The 19052-nt window shown below is 69.5% G+C and carries 12 protein-coding genes; 11 read left to right on the top strand and 1 reads right to left on the bottom strand.

What is annotated here, in order from left to right:
* Positions 1-206: 206 nt before the first annotated feature.
* From AAEP80_RS13060 to AAEP80_RS13035, 6 genes are all read left to right on the top strand, one after another.
* Positions 207-1886 carry a DUF885 domain-containing protein gene (locus tag AAEP80_RS13060; protein WP_420364724.1) on the top strand — a complete coding sequence of 560 codons (1680 nt, stop codon included), beginning with the start codon at positions 207-209 and terminating at the stop codon, positions 1884-1886.
* 186 nt (positions 1887-2072) lie between these two features.
* Positions 2073-3530: a 30S ribosomal protein S1 gene (gene rpsA, locus AAEP80_RS13055; protein WP_402728815.1), complete on the top strand. Its 1458-nt coding sequence runs from the start codon at positions 2073-2075 to the stop codon at positions 3528-3530.
* A 108-nt stretch (positions 3531-3638) separates the two neighbouring features.
* Positions 3639-4241 (top strand): dephospho-CoA kinase, encoded by a 603-nt coding sequence (gene coaE / locus AAEP80_RS13050; RefSeq protein WP_420364723.1) that lies wholly within the window; start codon positions 3639-3641, stop codon positions 4239-4241.
* Positions 4238-5350 carry a BPSS1187 family protein gene (locus tag AAEP80_RS13045; protein WP_420364722.1) on the top strand — a complete coding sequence of 371 codons (1113 nt, stop codon included), beginning with the start codon at positions 4238-4240 and terminating at the stop codon, positions 5348-5350. The genes coaE and AAEP80_RS13045 overlap by 4 nt, the downstream gene beginning before the upstream one ends.
* 22 nt (positions 5351-5372) lie before the next feature.
* Positions 5373-6884 (top strand): class I adenylate-forming enzyme family protein, encoded by a 1512-nt coding sequence (locus AAEP80_RS13040; protein ID WP_420364721.1) that lies wholly within the window; start codon positions 5373-5375, stop codon positions 6882-6884.
* Complete coding sequence (locus AAEP80_RS13035) at positions 6881-8107, top strand: acyltransferase (RefSeq protein ID WP_420364720.1); 1227 nt, start codon at positions 6881-6883, stop codon at positions 8105-8107. The genes AAEP80_RS13040 and AAEP80_RS13035 overlap by 4 nt, the downstream gene beginning before the upstream one ends.
* 175 nt (positions 8108-8282) lie before the next feature.
* Here the strand turns inward: AAEP80_RS13035 and AAEP80_RS13030 are convergent, their stop codons facing one another.
* Positions 8283-9611: an MFS transporter gene (locus tag AAEP80_RS13030; RefSeq protein WP_420364719.1), complete on the bottom strand. Its 1329-nt coding sequence runs from the start codon at positions 9609-9611 to the stop codon at positions 8283-8285.
* A 215-nt stretch (positions 9612-9826) separates the two neighbouring features.
* Between AAEP80_RS13030 and uvrB the strand changes: the two genes are divergently transcribed.
* The 5 genes from uvrB (at position 9827) to rapZ (ending at position 18999) form a co-directional block, all read left to right on the top strand.
* The gene (uvrB, locus tag AAEP80_RS13025) at positions 9827-11905 is read left to right on the top strand and encodes an excinuclease ABC subunit UvrB (protein ID WP_420366867.1); all 2079 of its coding nucleotides are present in this window, start codon (positions 9827-9829) and stop codon (positions 11903-11905) included.
* Positions 11895-12809, top strand: a complete 915-nt coding sequence (locus AAEP80_RS13020; RefSeq protein ID WP_420364718.1) for an SDR family NAD(P)-dependent oxidoreductase — start codon at positions 11895-11897, stop codon at positions 12807-12809. Before uvrB ends, AAEP80_RS13020 begins: the two co-directional genes overlap by 11 nt.
* Before the next feature lie 48 nt (positions 12810-12857).
* Positions 12858-15917 carry an excinuclease ABC subunit UvrA gene (gene uvrA, locus AAEP80_RS13015; RefSeq protein ID WP_420364717.1) on the top strand — a complete coding sequence of 1020 codons (3060 nt, stop codon included), beginning with the start codon at positions 12858-12860 and terminating at the stop codon, positions 15915-15917.
* Positions 15918-17960: an excinuclease ABC subunit UvrC gene (gene uvrC / locus AAEP80_RS13010; protein WP_420364716.1), complete on the top strand. Its 2043-nt coding sequence runs from the start codon at positions 15918-15920 to the stop codon at positions 17958-17960.
* Positions 17961-18111: 151 nt separating this feature from the next.
* The gene (gene rapZ / locus AAEP80_RS13005) at positions 18112-18999 is read left to right on the top strand and encodes an RNase adapter RapZ (RefSeq protein WP_413601844.1); all 888 of its coding nucleotides are present in this window, start codon (positions 18112-18114) and stop codon (positions 18997-18999) included.
* Positions 19000-19052: the final 53 nt, after the last annotated feature.

Below are 19052 nucleotides of genomic sequence, written 5' to 3'. Positions count from 1 at the left end.
CGCACGCCTACGCCGCCGCCACCCCGCCCACGACTGGTCACAACACCCCGCTCAGGTTCGCCGGGCGGTCGCGAAGGGTCGTTCGGACGCCCGCTGCGCGACGTTCTTCGACCGGTCGGGGGTGTCCACGCGGGGTGTCGTGACCGGTCGCGCAGGCGGGTGGCGGGCGCGAGCACGGCGTCGGCGCACGTCGGTAGGGTCGAGGCATGACCGAAGACCGTCCCGCCCGCCAGACCTCCGCCGTCGACCGTGTGGCCGAGGAGTGGGTGACCACCCTCGTCGACCTCGACCCGACGGTCGCCACCTACATCGGCGTCCCCGGGCGCACGGGGGAGTACGGCGACACCTCGCCGGCCGGGGCAGCCGCGATGGCGGACGCGGCGAAGGCGGCCGCTCGTTCCCTGGCCGCTGCGGAGCCGGTGGACGCCGTCGACCGTGTGACGAAGACGGACCTCGGTGCCGAGCTCGCCCTCGTCGTCGAGTCGTACGACCGGAAGCTCCACCTGCGTGACCTCAACGTCATCGCCAGCCCGGCGCAGTCGCTCCGCGAGATCATCGACCTGATGCCGACCGCCACGGCATCGGACTGGGGCGACATCGCCAACCGCGTCGGCGCGTTGCCGGACGCGCTGGAGGGGTTCCGCGAGACCCTGCTCGAGGGCACGCGCGAGGACGTCACCCCGGCCAGGCGCCAGGTCGAGCTCGTCGCCGAGCAGGCTGCTCGGAGCGGTGCCGAGGACGGCTTCTTCCGGCAGCTCGCCGAGAGCGCGGCGCTCGACGACGGGTCGCCCGTCCCCGACTCGGTGCGCGCGGAGCTCGCTCGGCGTGGTGAGATCGCCGCGGCGTCCTTCCGGTCGCTCGGGCGCTTCCTCGAACACGAGCTGATGCCACTGGCGACCCCGGTGGACGCCGTCGGCCGTGATGCCTACGAACTGCACTCCCGGCACTTCCTCGGTGCCGTCGTCGACCTCGACGAGACGTACGAGTGGGGCCTCGAGGAGCTCGCACGCATGCGGTCGGAGCAGGAGCGCATCGCGGACCGCATCGAACCCGGTGCTTCGGTCGCCCGCGCGGTCGAGGTGCTCGACGCCGACCCGTCCAGGATGCTGCACGGCACCGACGCCCTGCAGCGGTGGATGCAGGAGACGAGCGACGCCTCGATCCGGGCGATGGACGGCGTGTACTTCGACATCGCCGACCCGATCAAGCGCCTCGAGTGCCGCATCGCCCCGACGCAGGAGGGCGGGATCTACTACTCCGGTCCGTCGGACGACTTCTCGCGGCCCGGCCGGATGTGGTGGTCCGTGCCGCAGGGTGTGACCGAGTTCCAGACCTGGCGCGAGAAGACGACCGTCTACCACGAGGGCGTCCCCGGACACCACCTGCAGATCAGCCAGGGCGTCTACAACCGCGGCGAGCTGAACACCTGGCGCCGGCAGCTCTCCGGGTCGTCCGGCCACGTCGAGGGCTGGGCGCTCTACGCGGAGCGGCTGATGGAGCAGCTCGGGTTCCTCGACGACGAGGGCGACCGGCTCGGGATGCTCGACGGGCAGCGCATGCGGGCGGCCCGCGTCGTCCTCGACATCGGCGTCCACCTGCAGAAGACCAACCCGGACGGCGGCGGCTGGACGTGGGAGTACGCGCTCGACTTCATGCGCGAGAACGTGAACATGGACGACGCGTTCATCCGGTTCGAGGTCGCCAGGTACTTCGGGTGGCCGGGGCAGGCGCCGTCGTACAAGGTCGGACAGCGCGTCTGGGAGTCGATCCGTGACGAGGTCGCGGCGCGGGAGGGCGCCGCGTTCGACCTGAAGTCCTTCCACCACCGCGCGCTGGCGCTCGGCAGCATCGGCCTCGACACGCTCCGGTCGGCGCTGCTCGACTGACCGATCCGGTGCGTGTGACGCCCCGCGACACGGGCGACACACCCGCTTGTGGGGGGTCGCGCGCACCGGTTAGACTTGTGCGGCGCAATCCGCGTCACCACAATCAACCGCCACCGCGACGGCATGTGGGAGTCAGTCTCCCGCGTCGCCCTGGCCCGACTCATGTCCGTTCGGAGCAATCTCTACATGACAACCACTACGACCAAGGCTCCTAAGCAGGTCGCCATCAACGACATCGGTTCGGCTGATGACTTCCTGGCCGAGGTCGAGAAGACCCTGAAGTTCTTCAACGACGGCGATCTCATCTCCGGCACCGTCGTGAAGATCGACCGCGACGAGGTCCTCCTCGACGTCGGTTACAAGACCGAGGGCGTCATCCCCTCGCGCGAGCTCTCGATCAAGCACGACGTCGACCCCAACGAGGTCGTCAACGTCGGTGACGAGGTCGAGGCCCTGGTTCTCCAGAAGGAGGACAAGGAAGGCCGCCTCATCCTGTCGAAGAAGCGTGCGCAGTACGAGCGTGCGTGGGGCGACGTCGAGAAGATCAAGGAGTCCGACGGGGTCGTCACCGGCACCGTCATCGAGGTCGTCAAGGGTGGCCTCATCGTGGACATCGGTCTCCGTGGCTTCCTCCCGGCTTCGCTCATCGAGCTGCGTCGCGTCCGTGACCTGACGCCGTACCTCGGCCAGGAGATCGAGGCGAAGATCCTCGAGCTCGACAAGAACCGCAACAACGTGGTCCTCTCGCGCCGCGCCCTGCTCGAGCAGACGCAGTCCGAGTCGCGCACCACGTTCCTCAACAACCTCCACAAGGGCCAGGTCCGCAAGGGCGTCGTCTCGTCGATCGTCAACTTCGGTGCGTTCGTCGACCTCGGCGGCGTCGACGGTCTCGTCCACGTCTCGGAACTCAGCTGGAAGCACATCGAGCACGCCAGCGAGGTCGTCGAGGTCGGTCAGGAAGTCACCGTCGAGATCCTCGAGGTGGACCTGGACCGCGAGCGCGTGTCGCTCTCGCTCAAGGCCACCCAGGAGGACCCGTGGCAGGTCTTCGCCCGCACCCACGCGATCGGTCAGATCGCACCGGGCAAGGTCACGAAGCTCGTGCCGTTCGGTGCCTTCGTCCGCGTCGCGGACGGCATCGAGGGCCTCGTCCACATCTCGGAGCTCTCGAACAAGCACGTCGAGCTCGCAGAGCAGGTCGTCTCGGTCGGCGACGAGGTCTTCGTGAAGATCATCGACATCGACCTCGACCGTCGCCGCATCTCGCTCAGCCTCAAGCAGGCGAACGAGGGCGTCGACCCCGAGGGCAGCGAGTTCGACCCGGCGCTCTACGGCATGCCGACGGAGTACGACGACAAGGGTGACTACAAGTACCCGGACGGCTTCGACCCGGAGACCAACGAGTGGCTCGAGGGCTACGACACCCAGCGCGAAGAGTGGGAGCGTCAGTACGCCGCCGCTCAGGGGCGCTGGGAGGCGCACAAGGCGCAGGTCGCCAAGTCGCTCACCGAAGAGGCGCAGGGTGGTTTCGACCTCCCGGCCAGCGCTTCCTCGTCGTTCACGAGCGAGCAGGCCGGTCAGGGCACCCTGGCCGACGACGCTTCGCTCGCGGCGCTCCGCGAGAAGCTCAGCTCGACCAACTGATCGAGCCGGCGCTGCCGTGCGCAGCACTGCGTGCACCGGAGACCCGGCACCCCGAGAGGGTGCCGGGTCTCCGGCGTTTCGGGAGGGTGCGACCCGTACGCTGTTGCCGTGCGCATCATCGGATTGACGGGCGGCATCGCCGCGGGGAAGTCGACCGTGTCGCGTCGGTGGGCCGAGCACGGCGCGGTCGTCGTCGATGCGGACCGGCTGGCGCGGGACGCCGTCGCTCCCGGCAGCCGGGGGCTTGCACGCGTCGCGGAGCGGTTCGGTCCCGATGTGATCGCTGCCGACGGCTCGCTCGACCGCCCGGCGCTCGGCACCGTCGTGTTCGCTGATCCCGCGGCACGAAAGGACCTCGAAGCGATCACGCATCCGGAGGTGTGGCGCCTCGCCCAAGTCGCGTTCGACGCCGCCGCTGCAGCGGACCCCGACGCGGTCGTGGTGTACGACGTGCCGCTCCTCGCCGAGGCGAAGGCGGACCGCCCGCTGCAGTTCGACGCCGTCGTGGTCGTCGACGCCCCGGCGGCCGACCGCATCGAACGACTCGTGGCGCACCGTGGGATGTCCCGTGCCGAGGCCGAACGGCGCGTCGGCGCACAGGCATCCGACGCGGAGCGCCTCGCACTCGCGGACCACGTCGTCGACGCCACGGGTTCCGTGGCCGATACGATCCGGTCCGCGGACGAGGTGTGGTCCCGGGTCGGCCGATGAGGCACCGTCTGCTGATCGTCATCGCGCTGGTCGTCCTGGTGGCGATCGGCGCCGCGGCACTCGTCGCGGCGAACGTGATGGGCGAGCAGCGCGTCGAGGACCACGGACGGCGGCCCGCGAACGCCCAGCCACGCAACACACACGGTCCGCAGGACGAGTTCCACCGCTTCCGGCTCGGCGCGATCGACGGCGAGCGGCTGGAGCCGAACCGTGACGACTTCGCGGCCAGGACGGCGTCGGACGGCCCGCTGCTCCTGTTCCTCCCCGCCACCCGGGCGAAGCCCGCCCAGTACCAGCGCTTCCTCACCACGGCGCTCGGTGACGGCTACCACGTGCTCGGGCTCGACTACTGGAACCTCGGGAAGACCCTGTCCGGCACGTGCGAGGCCGATCCGCAGTGCTACGGACAGGTGCAGCGGAACCGGTTCGACGGCACCAGGCAGTCCGAGTTCAGCAAGGTGTCGCCGGCCGGATCGATCGTCTCCCGGTTCCGCGACGCCATCGCGCACCTCGACGACGTCGACCCGAAGGGCGGCTGGGGACGGTTCGTCGCCGCGAACGAGGACATCGCCTGGCAGGACATCGTCGTCGCCGGGCACTCGCAGGGCGGGGGAGAGGCGGCCTACATCGCGCACATCCGTCCGGTCCTCGGCGCGCTGATGTTCTCGTCGCCGGTGGAGTCACTCGGGCCGGCACACGCGGCGTGGATGGACCGACCCGGTCGGACCCCTGCGTCGAAGATGTACGCGATCGACGACGTCCGTGACGTCTTCGGTCCGCGCATCCGCGGGTCGTGGCGGGTCCTCGGACTCGACGCACCCGCGACGTCGGGTGGACCGGACGGTCCGTGGCGCACGGACACCGCAGCGCCGCCGGACGGCTGGGATCCGCACGCCATCCTCACCGACATCGAGGTGGGGACGCCGGACGAGTCGCACTCGCGCATCATCAAGGACACCACACCGCTCGCGGACGACGGACAGCCGCGGATGCTCGGGCTGTGGCAGTGGCTGCTCCGGCGGTTCCCGCTCCCCGTCGAGCCCGGACCCGATGCCGGTGCCACCGACGCCCCACAGGCGGCCCCGACGACGTCCTCCGGGACGTCATAGGAACGAGAACTACCATTGGGTGGTGCAGCACGATGGTCGATCACCCGAACCCGCACCCGCCGATCTCCGCTCGTTGATCCGGGAGCGCGCCTCCACGGACACGGATCGCGTCTTCCTCGAGGACGCCCGGTCCGACCGGGTCCTGCGCTACGGCGATCTCGATGCCGCGCTCAGCGCCTGGGCGTCGACGTTCGACGTGATCGGCATCCCGTCGTCCGGCGCGGTCCTGATCGACGTCGGCGACCCGCTCGCGTTCGCGGTGGTGCACCTCGCTGCGGTCGCCACGGGACGCCGTGCGGTCCCGGTCGACACCGGACAGCCGGTCACCGAGCCGGCCAGGCTCGCCGGTCTGCTCGGTGGGGCCTCCATCGTGGTGTCGGACCGCGAGGTGGACTCGACCATCCCCGGGACGCCCGCCGCGCGTGTCGACCCGGCCACGGGCCTCCCGACCGATGTCCGTGACGGCGACCTGCCGGGCGAGGCCCCGGACGCTCCCGGCGAGGGCTCCGTGGTCCTGTTCACCTCGGGCTCGACCGGCACGCCGAAGGGCGTCGAACTCCCGGAGTCGCAGCTGCTCTTCGTCGCCCGAGCAGTCGCGCAGCACAACCAGCTCGACTCGGACGACCGCGGGTTCAACTCCCTGCCGCTCTTCCACGTCAACGCCGAGGTCGTCGGGCTGCTCGCGACGCTGGTGGCGGGCTCGACGCTCGTGCTCGACCGGCGCTTCCGTCGCACCGGGTTCTGGGAGTTGCTCGCCGAACGGCGCATCACCTGGCTGAACGCGGTCCCGGCGATCCTCGCGGTGCTCGCGAAGACCGGCCCCCTCGACTTCCCGCCGAGCCTGCGCTTCGTCCGCAGCGCGTCGGCACCGCTGCCCGACCCGGTCCGCACGGCGCTCGGCGACACCCCGCTCGTCGTGAGCTGGGGGATGACCGAGGGTGCGAGCCAGATCACCGCGACGCCGCTCGACGCTCCGGCGCGACTCGGCACGGTCGGCGTGCCCGTCGGCTCCGAGGTGCAGGTCCGCCGCGAGGACGGCACGCTGCTGCCCGCCGGCGAGGTCGGCGCGCTCTGGGTCCGCGGACCCGGCATCGTGCACTCGTACCTGTTCGGCCGCGCGGCGGAACGCTTCGACGCCGACGGCTGGCTCTCCACGGGCGACGTCGGGTCGGTGTCGGAGGACGGCTGGGTGTCGCTGGCCGGACGGTCGGACGACGTGATCAACCGCGGCGGCGAGAAGGTCTACCCCTCCGAGGTCGAGGACGTCCTCCTCGGCGACGCCCGCGTGCTCGAGGCCGTCGTGGTCGGACGTCCGCACGACGTGCTCGGGAGCGTGCCGATCGCCTACGTGATCCCGCAACCGGACGAGCCCGTCGACGCCGACGCCCTCGTGGCCGACCTGACCGAGCGGACCACCGCGGAGCTCACCCGCTTCCGGCGGCCGGTCGAGATCGTCGTGGTGCCCGACCTGCCGCGGGCACCCACCGGCAAGATCCAGCGCGCCCGGGTGCGGAGCATGGCGGAGCGCTCGTGACCGCGACGGGAACCGGCACGGGAACGGCGGACTCCGCGCTGCGCGTCGCCCCGACCGGCGTACAGACCCCGACCAGGACCGCCGCCGGGCGGCCGCGGCACCTGTACGAGATCGACGTCCTCCGCATCCTGACGTTCGCGTGCGTGCTCGGTGTGCACACCACGAGCCACACGATGGCGTCGGACGACATCGGCCTCGCCGGGCTGCTGTCGCTGCTGCACTTCACCCGCCTGGTCTTCTTCACCCTGACGGCGTTCGTGCTCGTGTACAGCTACACGATCCGCCCGAAACCCATGTCGGTGTTCTGGCCGAAGCGCTTCCTGCTCGTCGGCGTGCCCTACCTGGCGTGGTCGTTCGTCTACGTGGCGTCGGCCTGGCTGCTCGACTCCGGGCAACGCGGCGACGTCCCCGCGCTCGTCACGACGTACGCCGAGGGCATCGTCACCGGCACCGCGAAGTACCACCTGTACTTCCTCCTCGTCACGATGCAGGTGTACCTCCTGCTGCCCGCGATCATGTGGGTCGTCCGCAGGACCCGGCGGCACCACGTGACAGTGCTCGTCGTCGCGTTCGTCGTGCAGCTCGGCATCTTCGCCTGCTACAAGTACTTCCCGTCGACGGACGCGTGGATGCACGGGTACCAGAAGCAGTTCTTCTTCTCGTACGTGTTCTTCATCATCTCCGGGGCCATCGCCGCCGACCACGCGGACGGGTTCCTCGGCTTCATCCGGAAGTACCGGCGCGCGATCATGTGGTCGTTCGCCGGCGGTGCGCTGCTGACACTCGTCGTGTTCGCGATCCACCTGCTCGCGGGCAACTCCCCGTACGCCGCCGGGACGCCGCTGCAGCCGATCGAGGTCGTCTGGAGCACGATCGTCTTCGTCGCGTTCCTGGCGATCGGTGCCGCGTGGGCGGACGAGCGCGTCCCCGGCAGTCGCCTCGCCAAGGCGGTCGACTACGCCTCGGACCGCTCGTTCGGCATCTTCCTGAGCCACCCGCTCGTCATCTGGCTGCTCCTGTACGGCGACAGCTGGCTCGAGGGCCTCGTCCCGAAGCCGTGGCTGACGCTCGTCACGTACCTGCTGGTGGTGGTGCTCGCCGTCGCGATCACCGAGGTGTTCCGCTGGACACCCCTCAGCGTGCCGCTCACGGGTCGTCCGTCACTGTCGTCCCGGACGGCGCGTGCCGCACGCTCCGCGAAGCGGCAGGCCGCGGCCGCGTAGCGGGTCGAATCGCGCGTAGGCGGTCGTTTCGCGCGTTGGAGGTCGGTTGTTCCGACCTCCGACGCGCGTTCCTGCCACCTGTGCGCGGTCTGACCGGTCGGGCGGGCCGACCACGCAACGGACGGGAGGCTCGTGGCGGCGCGGCCACGAGCCTCCCGTCCGTCAGATGGTCCGGTCAGGACGCCGGCTGCTGCTCCGCCTTCGGGGTGCCGACCTCGAGGACACCGTCGGTCATCGTGAGCCGCTGCGGCTTCATGAACCACGCGACGACGGCAGCGGCGCCGAGGAGCGCGCAGGACAGGGCGAACGGAAGCTGCCACCCGGACGCGTCGATGAGCAGTCCGAAGACGATCGGCGAGACCACGCCGGCGATCCCGAACCCGGTGTTCATGAACCCGGACGCGGTCCCGGACCACTGCGGTGCCACGTCCATCGGGATGGCCCAGAGGTTCGCGTTGCAGAGCTCGAGGAAGAAGAACGACAGCGCCAGTGAGATCGTGGCGACGAGGAGTCCCTGGCCGATGACGAGGGGGATCAGGCACACGAGCGACCCGCCGAGCCCGACGACGAGGATGCTGCGTCGCGCGTTGCGGGTGTTTCCCCCACGGTGGATGATCCGGTCGCTGAGCATGCCGCCGACGGTGTCCCCGACGACGCCGGCGAGCAGGATCAGCGTGGTGAAGAGGGCGAAGTCGCCGATCTCCAGGCCGTAGGTCGAGCTCAGGAACGTCGGCAGCCAGGTGAGGAACACCCAGAGCGTCCAGCCGTACCCGAAGTCGACGAAGGTGACCGGCAGGATCTGCTTCGCCATCTGGCCCCACGGCACCGGGGGACGCGTCGCGCGGGTCTCGACGGGCGGCAGCTCGTCGAGCTCGACCTGCTTGATGCCCTTCGCCGACTCCGGCTTGTCGCGGAAGAAGAACCACCACACGACGGCCCACGCGAAGGAGAGCACTGCGGTGGCGAAGAACGCGAGTCGCCAGCCGCTGATCGCGATGAAGTAGGCGACGACGAGAGGCGCCAGCGCGTTGCCGAGTCGAGCAGCCGAGTGCACCACGCCCTGGGCGAAGCCGTTCCGGTCGCGCGGGATCCAGCGGCTCATGGCCTGCGTCGCTGTCGGGAACGCCGCGGCCTCGCTGAGCCCGAGGAGTGCGCGTGCGGCGAAGAGGGTCCAGAAGCCGACGGCGAACCCCGTCCAGAGCGTCGCGACGCCCCAGATCACGGTGATGACGAACAGCGCCTTTCGGGGCCCGAACTTCTCGCTGATCGTGCCGCCGAACACCTGCAACAGGGCGTAGGGGAGCGAGAAGGCGGAGACGATGAGACCGGCGGTGGCCTCGTTGAAGCCGAACTCCTCGGTGATGTGGGGGAGTGCGGTGGAGATGTTGGTGCGGTCGATGTACGAGATCGCGTACATGAAGCACAGCAGGATGAGCACGCGCCCACGGATGCGTCCGCGGAACGGTGTGCCCTTCGCCGGTGCGGTGGGAGTCGCCGTCGTCATGGGAGCCTCTTCGGGTCTTCGGGTCTTCGGGGCGTTGCGGGGAGATCGCTGCGCGTGCTGAACGGATGGGACGCTAGACCTGATTTCTATCAGCGTCCTTTGTGGTTCGTTGCGCGGACCGATGGACGGCCCGCGCGCGGACGGGGTACGCCGTGGGCGAGCGGGACCCTTCGGTGTCGGTGGTCGCGCCTAGTGTTGACGACATGGGAGTTGCGATCGAACCCACCCGCGCGGTCCGTCCGTTCGAGGTGATCAGCGAGTACTCGCCGAGCGGTGACCAGCCGGCGGCCATCGCGGAGCTCGCCGGTCGGATCAACGCCGGTGAGACCGACGTGGTGCTCCTCGGCGCGACCGGGACCGGTAAGTCGGCGACCACGGCATGGCTCATCGAGCAGGTCCAGCGGCCGACACTCGTGCTCGCCCACAACAAGACGCTCGCCGCCCAGCTGGCCACCGAGTTCCGCGGACTGCTGCCGAACAACGCCGTCGAGTACTTCGTCTCGTACTACGACTACTACCAGCCGGAAGCGTACGTGCCGCAGACGGACACCTTCATCGAGAAGGACTCCTCGGTCAACGCCGAGGTCGAGCGCCTCCGGCACTCCACGACGAACTCGCTGCTCAGCCGGCGGGACGTCGTCGTCGTCTCGACGGTGTCCTGCATCTACGGCCTCGGGACGCCGGAGCAGTACATGAACGCCTCGGTGGCGCTGCACCGCGGGCAGACGATCTCCCGCGACCAGCTCGTCCGCCGGTTCGTCGCCATGCAGTACCAGCGCAACGACGTCGACTTCGCCCGCGGGACGTTCCGCGTCCGTGGTGACACCATCGAGATCATCCCGATGTACGAAGAGCACGCGATCCGCATCGAGATGTTCGGCGACGAGGTCGAAGCGCTCAGCTCCCTGCACCCGCTCACCGGCTCCGTGATCGAAGACCTCGACGCCGTGTCGATCTTCCCGGCGTCCCACTACGTCGCCGACACCGACGTCATGCACCGGGCGATCGGCACCATCAAGGAAGAACTCGCCGAGCGCCTCGCCGAGCTGGAAGGGCAGGGCAAGCTCCTCGAAGCGCAGCGCCTCCGGATGCGCACCACGTTCGACATCGAGATGATGGAGCAGATCGGCTTCTGCTCCGGCATCGAGAACTACTCGCGGCACGTCGACGCCCGCTTGCCGGGTGAAGCGCCGCACTGCCTGCTCGACTACTTCCCGGACGACTTCCTCATCGTGATCGACGAGTCGCACGTCACGGTGCCGCAGATCGGCGCGATGTACGAAGGCGACGCCTCGCGCAAGCGGACTCTGGTCGACCACGGGTTCCGCCTGCCGAGTGCCCTCGACAACCGTCCACTGACGTGGGAGGAGTTCCTCGAGCGCGCCGGTCAGAAGGTCTACCTGTCGGCCACGCCCGGTCGGTACGAGCTCGGCGTCACCGACAGCGTCGTCGAGCAGATCATCCGACCGACGGGCCTCGTGGACCCAGAGATCGTCATCAAGCCCTCCGACGGGCAGATCGACGACCTGCTCGAGGAGATCCAGCAGCGCGTCGAGAAGAACGAGCGCGTGCTCGTCACGACCCTCACCAAGCGCATGGCCGAGGAACTCACGGACTTCCTCGGGAACGCTGGCGTCCGGGTCCGCTACCTGCACTCCGACGTCGACACGCTCAAGCGCGTGGAGCTCCTGACCGAGCTGCGACAGGGTGTCTACGACGTCCTCGTCGGCATCAACCTGCTGCGAGAGGGCCTCGACCTGCCGGAGGTCTCGCTCGTGGCGATCCTCGATGCCGACAAGGAAGGCTTCCTCCGCTCGTCGACCTCGCTCATCCAGACGATCGGCCGTGCCGCGCGCAACGTGTCCGGCCAGGTCCTGATGTACGCGGACAAGATGACCGACTCGATGAAGCAGGCCATCGAGGAGACCGACCGTCGTCGCGAGAAGCAGGTCGCGTACAACCTGGAACACGGCATCGACCCGCAGCCGCTCCGCAAGAAGATCGGCGACATCACCGAGCAGCTCGCCCGCGAGAACGACGACACGCAGGAACTCCTCGAACGTCGGGGCGGTGGGGCGCGGGACCGCGGTCGGGCGCCCACGCCGTCGCTCAAGCGCGGGGGCATCGCCGGGGAGGGCGCGACGCAGCTCGAGGCGACCATCGCGGACCTCAACGACCAGATGCTCCAGGCGGCCACCGAGCTGAAGTTCGAGCTCGCGGCACGTCTGCGTGACGAGGTCCAGGACCTCAAGAAGGCGTTGCGCCAGATGGAGTCGGCCGGGCATGTCCGCTGAGCAGTCGCGGAAGACCGTCGTGGTCACCGGCGCCAGTGCCGGGTTGGGGTACTTCGCGGCCGAGCAGCTCGCCGCGGCCGGGCACCGGGTGGTGCTCGCCACCCGCAGTCCCGAGCGTGCGGCGGCGGCCGCCGACAGCATCCGCCGACACGTTCCCGACGCGGCGCTCGAGCACCTGCACGTGGACCTCGCCGACCTCGACGTCGTCCGGACAGCGGCGGCAGCGCTCGGTGAACTCGGCCCGATCGACGCCGTGGTCAACAACGCCGGCGTCGTGGGATCGCGGACGGAGCGGTTCACGGCGCAGGGGAGCGAGCTGCAGGTGGGGACGAACCACCTCGGACACTTCGCCTTCACCGCGCTCGTGCTCCCACTGCTCGAGGAGACCGCGGGACGCGTGGTCCACCTCGGGTCGATCGCGCACCGATGGGCATCGCTGGATCCGTCGGATCCGTTCCGGGTCGGGCACTACTCCGGCTACCGGCAGTACGCCCGCAGCAAGCTCGCGGTGATGCTCTTCGGCTTCGAGCTCGCCGAGCGACTCGCGGACGCCGGTTCCCCGGTGTCGAGCGTGGTCGCGCACCCCGGCCTCTCGTTGGACTCCCTCGCACCGTCGCGTCCCGCCGTCGCTCCCGCACGGACCGAGCCGGCGTGGACCCGACCGGGGCAACGGCTGTACGCACAGGGCAAGGACGCCGGGGCACACCCGCTCGTCCACGCCGCGGTGGGCGACGACGTGCGGTCCGGGCAGTACTGGGGACCGGGCGGCTTCATGCAGCTCCGCGGTCCGGCGGCGGTCGTCCCGGCCGAGCCGCGAGCGCACGACCGCGGCGAAGCGGCACGGCTCTGGCAGGCGAGCGAGCGTGCTTCGGGGGTGGCGTTCGCTCTCGACGCACTCGTCTGATGCCGTTCCCGGACCGAATGTCGGACCTCCTTCGTAGAATCGACGGTGATGACCATCACCTCTGACCGCGGTACCGCGACCTCCGGCCGGAGCGCCTTCGGCGACTCCGCCACCACTGAGCCGGCCGACCTCGAGCCCGCAGACCAGCACCTCCCCGGTGGGGCTGCACCGCACGACACCTCGACGCTCAGCGTCCGTGGTGCGCGCGTGCACAACCTGCGCGACGTCGACCTCGAGATCCCGCGCGACTCCCTCGTCGTGTTCACCGGACTGTCCGGCTCGGGGAAGTCCTCGTTGGCGTTCGACACGATCTTCGCCGAGGGACAGCGGCGCTACGTCGAGTCGCTCTCGGCGTACGCGCGCCAGTTCCTCGGACAGGTGGACCGCCCCGACGTCGACTTCATCGAGGGGCTCTCGCCAGCGGTCTCGATCGACCAGAAGTCGACGAACCGCAACCCGCGGTCGACGGTCGGCACCATCACCGAGGTCTACGACTACATGCGCCTGCTCTGGGCGCGCATCGGGATCCCGCACTGCCCGACGTGTGGCGAGGTCATCAGCAAGCAGACGGTCCAGCAGATCGCGGACCAGCTCATGACCCAGGAGACCGGTACCCGGTTCCAGGTCCTGGCCCCGATCGTCTCCAAGAAGAAGGGCGAGTTCGTCGACCTCTTCCAGGAGCTCGCGGCGTCCGGCTACTCGCGCGCGATCGTCGACGGCGAGCGGATCCAGCTGAGCAGCCCGCCCACGCTCAAGAAGCAGGTCAAGCACGACATCTCGGTGATCGTCGACCGACTGGTGGCGAGCGACGACATCCTCGGCCGCCTCACCGACTCCCTCGAGACGGCGCTGCGCCTGACGAACGGCACGGTCGCGATCGACCTCGTCGACCACGAGGGGCCCGGCGCGGTCCGGACCTACTCCGAGAACCTGTCGTGCCCGAACAACCACCCGCTGGCGCTCACCGAGATCGAGCCGCGGACGTTCTCGTTCAACGCCCCGTTCGGTGCCTGCCCGGAGTGCTCCGGCCTCGGCACGCGCATGTCGGTCGACCCCGACCTGGTGCTCGGCGACCCGGAAGCCTCGCTCGCCGACGGTGTCCTCCTGCCCTGGACCGGCACGAGCGGCCTGTACTCGTACTTCGAGAAGCTCCTCGCCGGTCTCGGCAAGGAACTCGGCTTCCGGCTCGACACCCCCTGGAACCAGCTCGACGCGTCCGTGCAGGCAGCGATCCTCACCGGCAAGGACTTCGAAGTCTCGGTGTCCTGGCGCAACCGCTTCGGCCGCGAGATGCGCTACACCAGCGGCTTCGAGGGCGTGATGCCGTACATCGAGCGCAAGTTCGCCGAGGCGGAGTCCGACTCCCAGCGGCAGCGCTTCCAGGGGTACCTGCGCGAAGTCCCGTGCCCGGTGTGCGACGGCACCCGGCTCAAGCCAGAGGTCCTCGCCGTGACCGTGGCGGACCGCAGCATCGCGGACGTGACCGAGCTCAGCCTCGACAACGCGTACGCGTTCATGGAGACCCTGACCCTCACCGACCGTGAAGCCCACATCGCCGCGGCCGTGCTGCGCGAGATCCGGGCGCGCCTCGAGTTCCTGCTCGAGGTCGGGCTCAACTACCTCACGCTGTCCCGTGGCGCCGGTTCGCTGTCGGGCGGCGAAGCGCAGCGCATCCGGCTCGCGACCCAGATCGGGTCGGGGCTGACGGGCGTGCTCTACGTCCTCGACGAGCCGAGCATCGGGCTGCACCAGCGGGACAACCGCCGGCTGATCGACACGCTCGTGAAGCTGAAGAACCTCGGCAACACCCTCATCGTCGTCGAGCACGACGAGGACACGATCCGCACGGCGGACTGGGTCGTCGACATCGGTCCCGGTGCCGGGGTGAACGGCGGCAACGTCGTGCACTCGGGCTCGTACGAGGGCATCATCGAGAACCGCGAGTCGATCACGGGCGACTACCTCGCCGGGCGTCGCATGATCGAGATGCCGTCTGAGCGCCGGAAGATCAACAAGAAGCGCGTGATCAGCGTTCAGGGTGCCCGTGCCAACAACCTCAAGGAAGTCGACGTCGACTTCCCGCTCGGGGTGTTCACCGCGGTGACCGGGGTCAGCGGGTCCGGCAAGTCGACGCTCGTGAACGACATCCTCTACAAGGTGCTCGCGAACCAGCTCAACGGCGCACGGCACATCGCCGGCAAGCACACCCGCGTCAAGGGACTCGACCAGCTCGACAAGGTCGTCCACGTCGACCAGGCACCGATCGGCCGCACCCCGCGGTCGAACCCGGCGACCTACACGGGTGTGTTCGACCGGATCCGGCAGCTCTTCGCCGAGACCCCGGAAGCGAAGGCCCGCGGCTACCAGCCCGGTCGCTTCAGCTTCAACGTCAAGGGCGGTCGCTGCGAGAACTGTTCAGGTGACGGCACGATCAAGATCGAGATGAACTTCCTCCCCGACGTCTACGTCGCGTGCGAAGTCTGTGGTGGCGCGCGGTACAACCGCGAGACGCTGCAGGTGCACTACAAGGGCAAGGACATCTCCGAGGTCCTCGACATGCCGATCAGCGAAGCGGCCGAGTTCTTCGAGCCGATCTCCGCGATCCACCGCTACATGGCGACCCTCGTCGACGTGGGTCTCGGGTACGTCCGCCTCGGGCAGAGCGCGACGACCCTCTCCGGCGGCGAGGCGCAGCGCGTGAAGCTCGCGACGGAACTCCAGCGCCGGTCCAACGGTCGCACCGTGTACGTGCTCGACGAGCCGACGACGGGCCTGCACTTCGAGGACGTCCGGAAGCTGCTGCTCGTGCTGCAGGGCCTCGTCGACAAGGGCAACACCGTGATCACGATCGAGCACAACCTCGACGTCATCAAGTCGGCTGACTGGCTCATCGACATGGGTCCGGAAGGTGGTTCCGGTGGTGGCACCGTCCTGGCGACGGGCACCCCGGAGTTCGTCGCGGACGTCCCCGAGAGCCACACCGGTGTCTTCCTGCGCGAGATCTTCGACGCGCAGGACGCCCGCGTGGGCAAGGAGCGCTCCGTCGGCGCCCGTACGGTCACGGAGACCGGCACGCTGAAGCGCGGCACGAAGGCGGGTGCTCGGTAGGTGGCGGACACCGTCCCGTGGCGTCCGAAGGCGGGGGAGATCCCGACCGACCCGGGCGTCTACCGCTGGCGTGACGGCAACGGCCGGGTGCTCTACGTCGGCAAGGCGAAGAACCTCCGGGCGCGGCTCAGCAACTACTTCGCGCCGCTGCCGACCCTGCACGAGCGCACGCGCCGGATGGTCCTCACGGCGAAGAGCGTCGAGTGGACGACCGTCGGGTCCGAGATCGAGGCGCTCCAGCTCGAGTACACGTGGATCAAGGAGTTCGATCCGCCGTTCAACGTCAAGTTCCGGGACGACAAGTCGTACCCGTACATGGCGATCACGATGGCGGACGAAGCACCACGGGTGATGGTGACGCGGAACCGGAAGATCAAGGGCGCGAAGTACTTCGGGCCGTACCCGAAGATCTGGGCCGTGCACGACACGATCGACCTGATGATCAAGGTGTTCCCGATCCGCACCTGCTCCGACTCCTCGTACAAGCGCGCGATGCAGACCGGCAAGCCGTGCTTCCCCGGGCAGATCGGCAAGTGCGGCGGACCGTGCTCGCAGCGGGTCACGATCGCGGAGCACCGTGCCCTGGTCGAGGAGTTCGTCCGGTTCATGGCGAGCTACGACCGCCGGGTGATCACCGAGCTCCGGCAGCGCATGGGCGCCTCCGCCGACGCGATGCAGTACGAGCAGGCCGCGAAGTACCGCGACCAGGTCGAGGCGCTCGAGGCCGTCCTCGAGAAGTCGGCCGTCGTGCTCCGCGATTCGGTGGACCTCGACCTGTTCGGCATCGCCGAGGACGAGCTCGCCGCCGCCGTGCAGCTGTTCTCGGTCCGCGGCGGTCGCATCCGCGGTGTCCGCGGCTGGGTCGTGGACAAGGAGCTCGACATCTCGACGGGCGACCTGGTCGAACAGATCGTGCAGGGCAACTACGCCGACGGCACGGCCGAGTCCGAGCCGCCCCGAGAGGTCGTCGTCCCGGAGCTCCCCGACGACGCCGACGCGCTGCAGCAGTGGCTCAGCGACCGTCGCGGCGGCCGGGGGACGAAGCTCAGCACCGCGCAGCGCGGTGACCGGGCCGGCCTCGCACGGACGGCGTCGCAGAACGCGCAGCAGGCGCTGATGCTCTACAAGACCAAGCGCTCCGCCGACTACACGACGCGTGCCGCGGCCCTGGCCGACATCCAGGAAGCGCTCGGCATGACCGAGGCGCCGTTGCGGATGGAGTGCTACGACATCTCGCACCTGCAGGGCACGAACGTCGTGGCGTCGATGGTCGTGTTCGAGGACGGGCTGCCCCGCAAGGACCAGTACCGGCGGTACTCGATCGCGGAGACCCGCGACGACACCGACAGCATGCACCAGGTGCTGACCCGTCGGCTCGCGCGCCTCGACGAGGACGCCGAGCTGCCCGAGCAGCCGGACCAGAACGCCGACGGCGTGGTCGCGGTGGAGAAGCCCACGAAGCGGTTCGCGTACCGCCCGCAGCTGCTCATCGTCGACGGCGGCCAGCCCCAGGTCCAGGCGGCGAAGCGGGCGATGGACGAAGCCGGTGTCACCGACATCGCGCTGGTCGGCATCGCCAAGCGGCTCGAGGAACTCTGGCTGCCGGACGACGACTTCCCGGTGATCCTGCCGCGCAATTCCGAGGCGCTCTTCCTCATCCAGCGCATCCGCGACGAGGCGCACCGGTTCGCGATCACCCACCAACGGGGACGGCGCAAGCGCGACGTCCGCACGCAGCTCTCGGAGATCCCGGGCCTCGGGCCGAGCAGGGTGAGTGCGCTGTTGAAGCACTTCGGTTCGGTGGCGCGGCTGCGGTCCGCCACGGCGGACGAGATCGCCGAGGTCAACGGGGTGGGTCCGGCGACCGCCGCTGCGGTGGTCAGGAAGCTGACGACGGTGCCGACGAGCACGCCGACCGGCGAGTCGCCGACGAGCGCGCCCGAGCCGGCGGAGCCGGGTGCACAGGACACGGACGCGACCCGCTCAGGAGGCCCGGTGCAGGTCCCGGAGACGACCGCCGACGGTCCGCACCTGCCTGCATGACGCGTGACGAGCCTCCAGGCCGGCCTGCGGACCGCGCGTGTCGGGGGATAGCCTTGTCCGCGAGCCCAACCGACCCGAGACCACCCGGCCGGGCCGTCCCGGAGACCCCTGGCGACGCGCCCGGGCAGCGACGACGGAGCACATCTCCCAGATGACCGACACCGAACCGAAGCCCCAGCACGACGTCCTCATCGTCACCGGGATGTCCGGTGCGGGCAGGTCGACGGTCGGCAAGGCCCTCGAGGACCTCGACTGGTACGTCGTCGACAACCTGCCGACCCAGATGCTCGGTCCGCTGACCGATCTCGCCGACCGGGCGGGGGAGAAGATCCCGAAGCTCGCCGCGGTGGTCGACGTGCGCGGCGGGCGGCACTTCACCGACCCGGAAGCCGCCGTCGAGCAGCTGCGTGCGAGTACCTCCGCACGGGTGCGCGTGCTGTTCCTCGAGGCGACGGACCAGGTGCTCGTCCGACGGTTCGAGCAGGTCCGCCGACCGCACCCGCTGCAGGGCGAGGACACGCTGCTGGACGGCATCGCTCGTGAGCGCCAGCGACTCCTCGGTCTCCGAGAGGCGTCGGACGTGATCATCGACACCTCGGACCTCAACATCCACCAGCTCGCGAACACCGTCATCGAGAAGTTCGCCGAGGACCGCTTCACGGGTGTTCAGGTGACGCTGATGAGCTTCGGGTTCAAGTACGGGCTGCCGCCGGACGCGGACATGGTCGCCGACGTGCGGTTCCTCCCGAACCCGTACTGGGTGCCGGAACTCCGGCCGCACACGGGCCTCGACAAGCCCGTTTCGGACTACGTCCTGGCCCAGTCCGGTGCCCGTCCGTTCGTGGACCGGTACGCCGCCGTGCTGGAGCCCGTGCTGGACGGCTACCAGCGCGAGAACAAAAGACACGCTACGATCGCCATCGGCTGTACCGGCGGGAAGCACCGCTCGGTCGCCATCGTCGCCGAGTTGGCGAGTCTCCTCCGTGGGATGCCCAACGTCGCCGTGCGTGTGAAGAACCGAGATCTCGGCCGGGAGTGACCGTCCCACCGGCCGCTCCACACGGCTGCGCCACCGGGACCGACGAGCCCCAC

The sequence above is a fragment of the Curtobacterium sp. L3-7 genome (assembly GCF_048756585.1).
GTDB lineage: Bacteria > Actinomycetota > Actinomycetes > Actinomycetales > Microbacteriaceae > Curtobacterium.
This window is presented reverse-complemented; position numbering and strand designations above follow the sequence as displayed.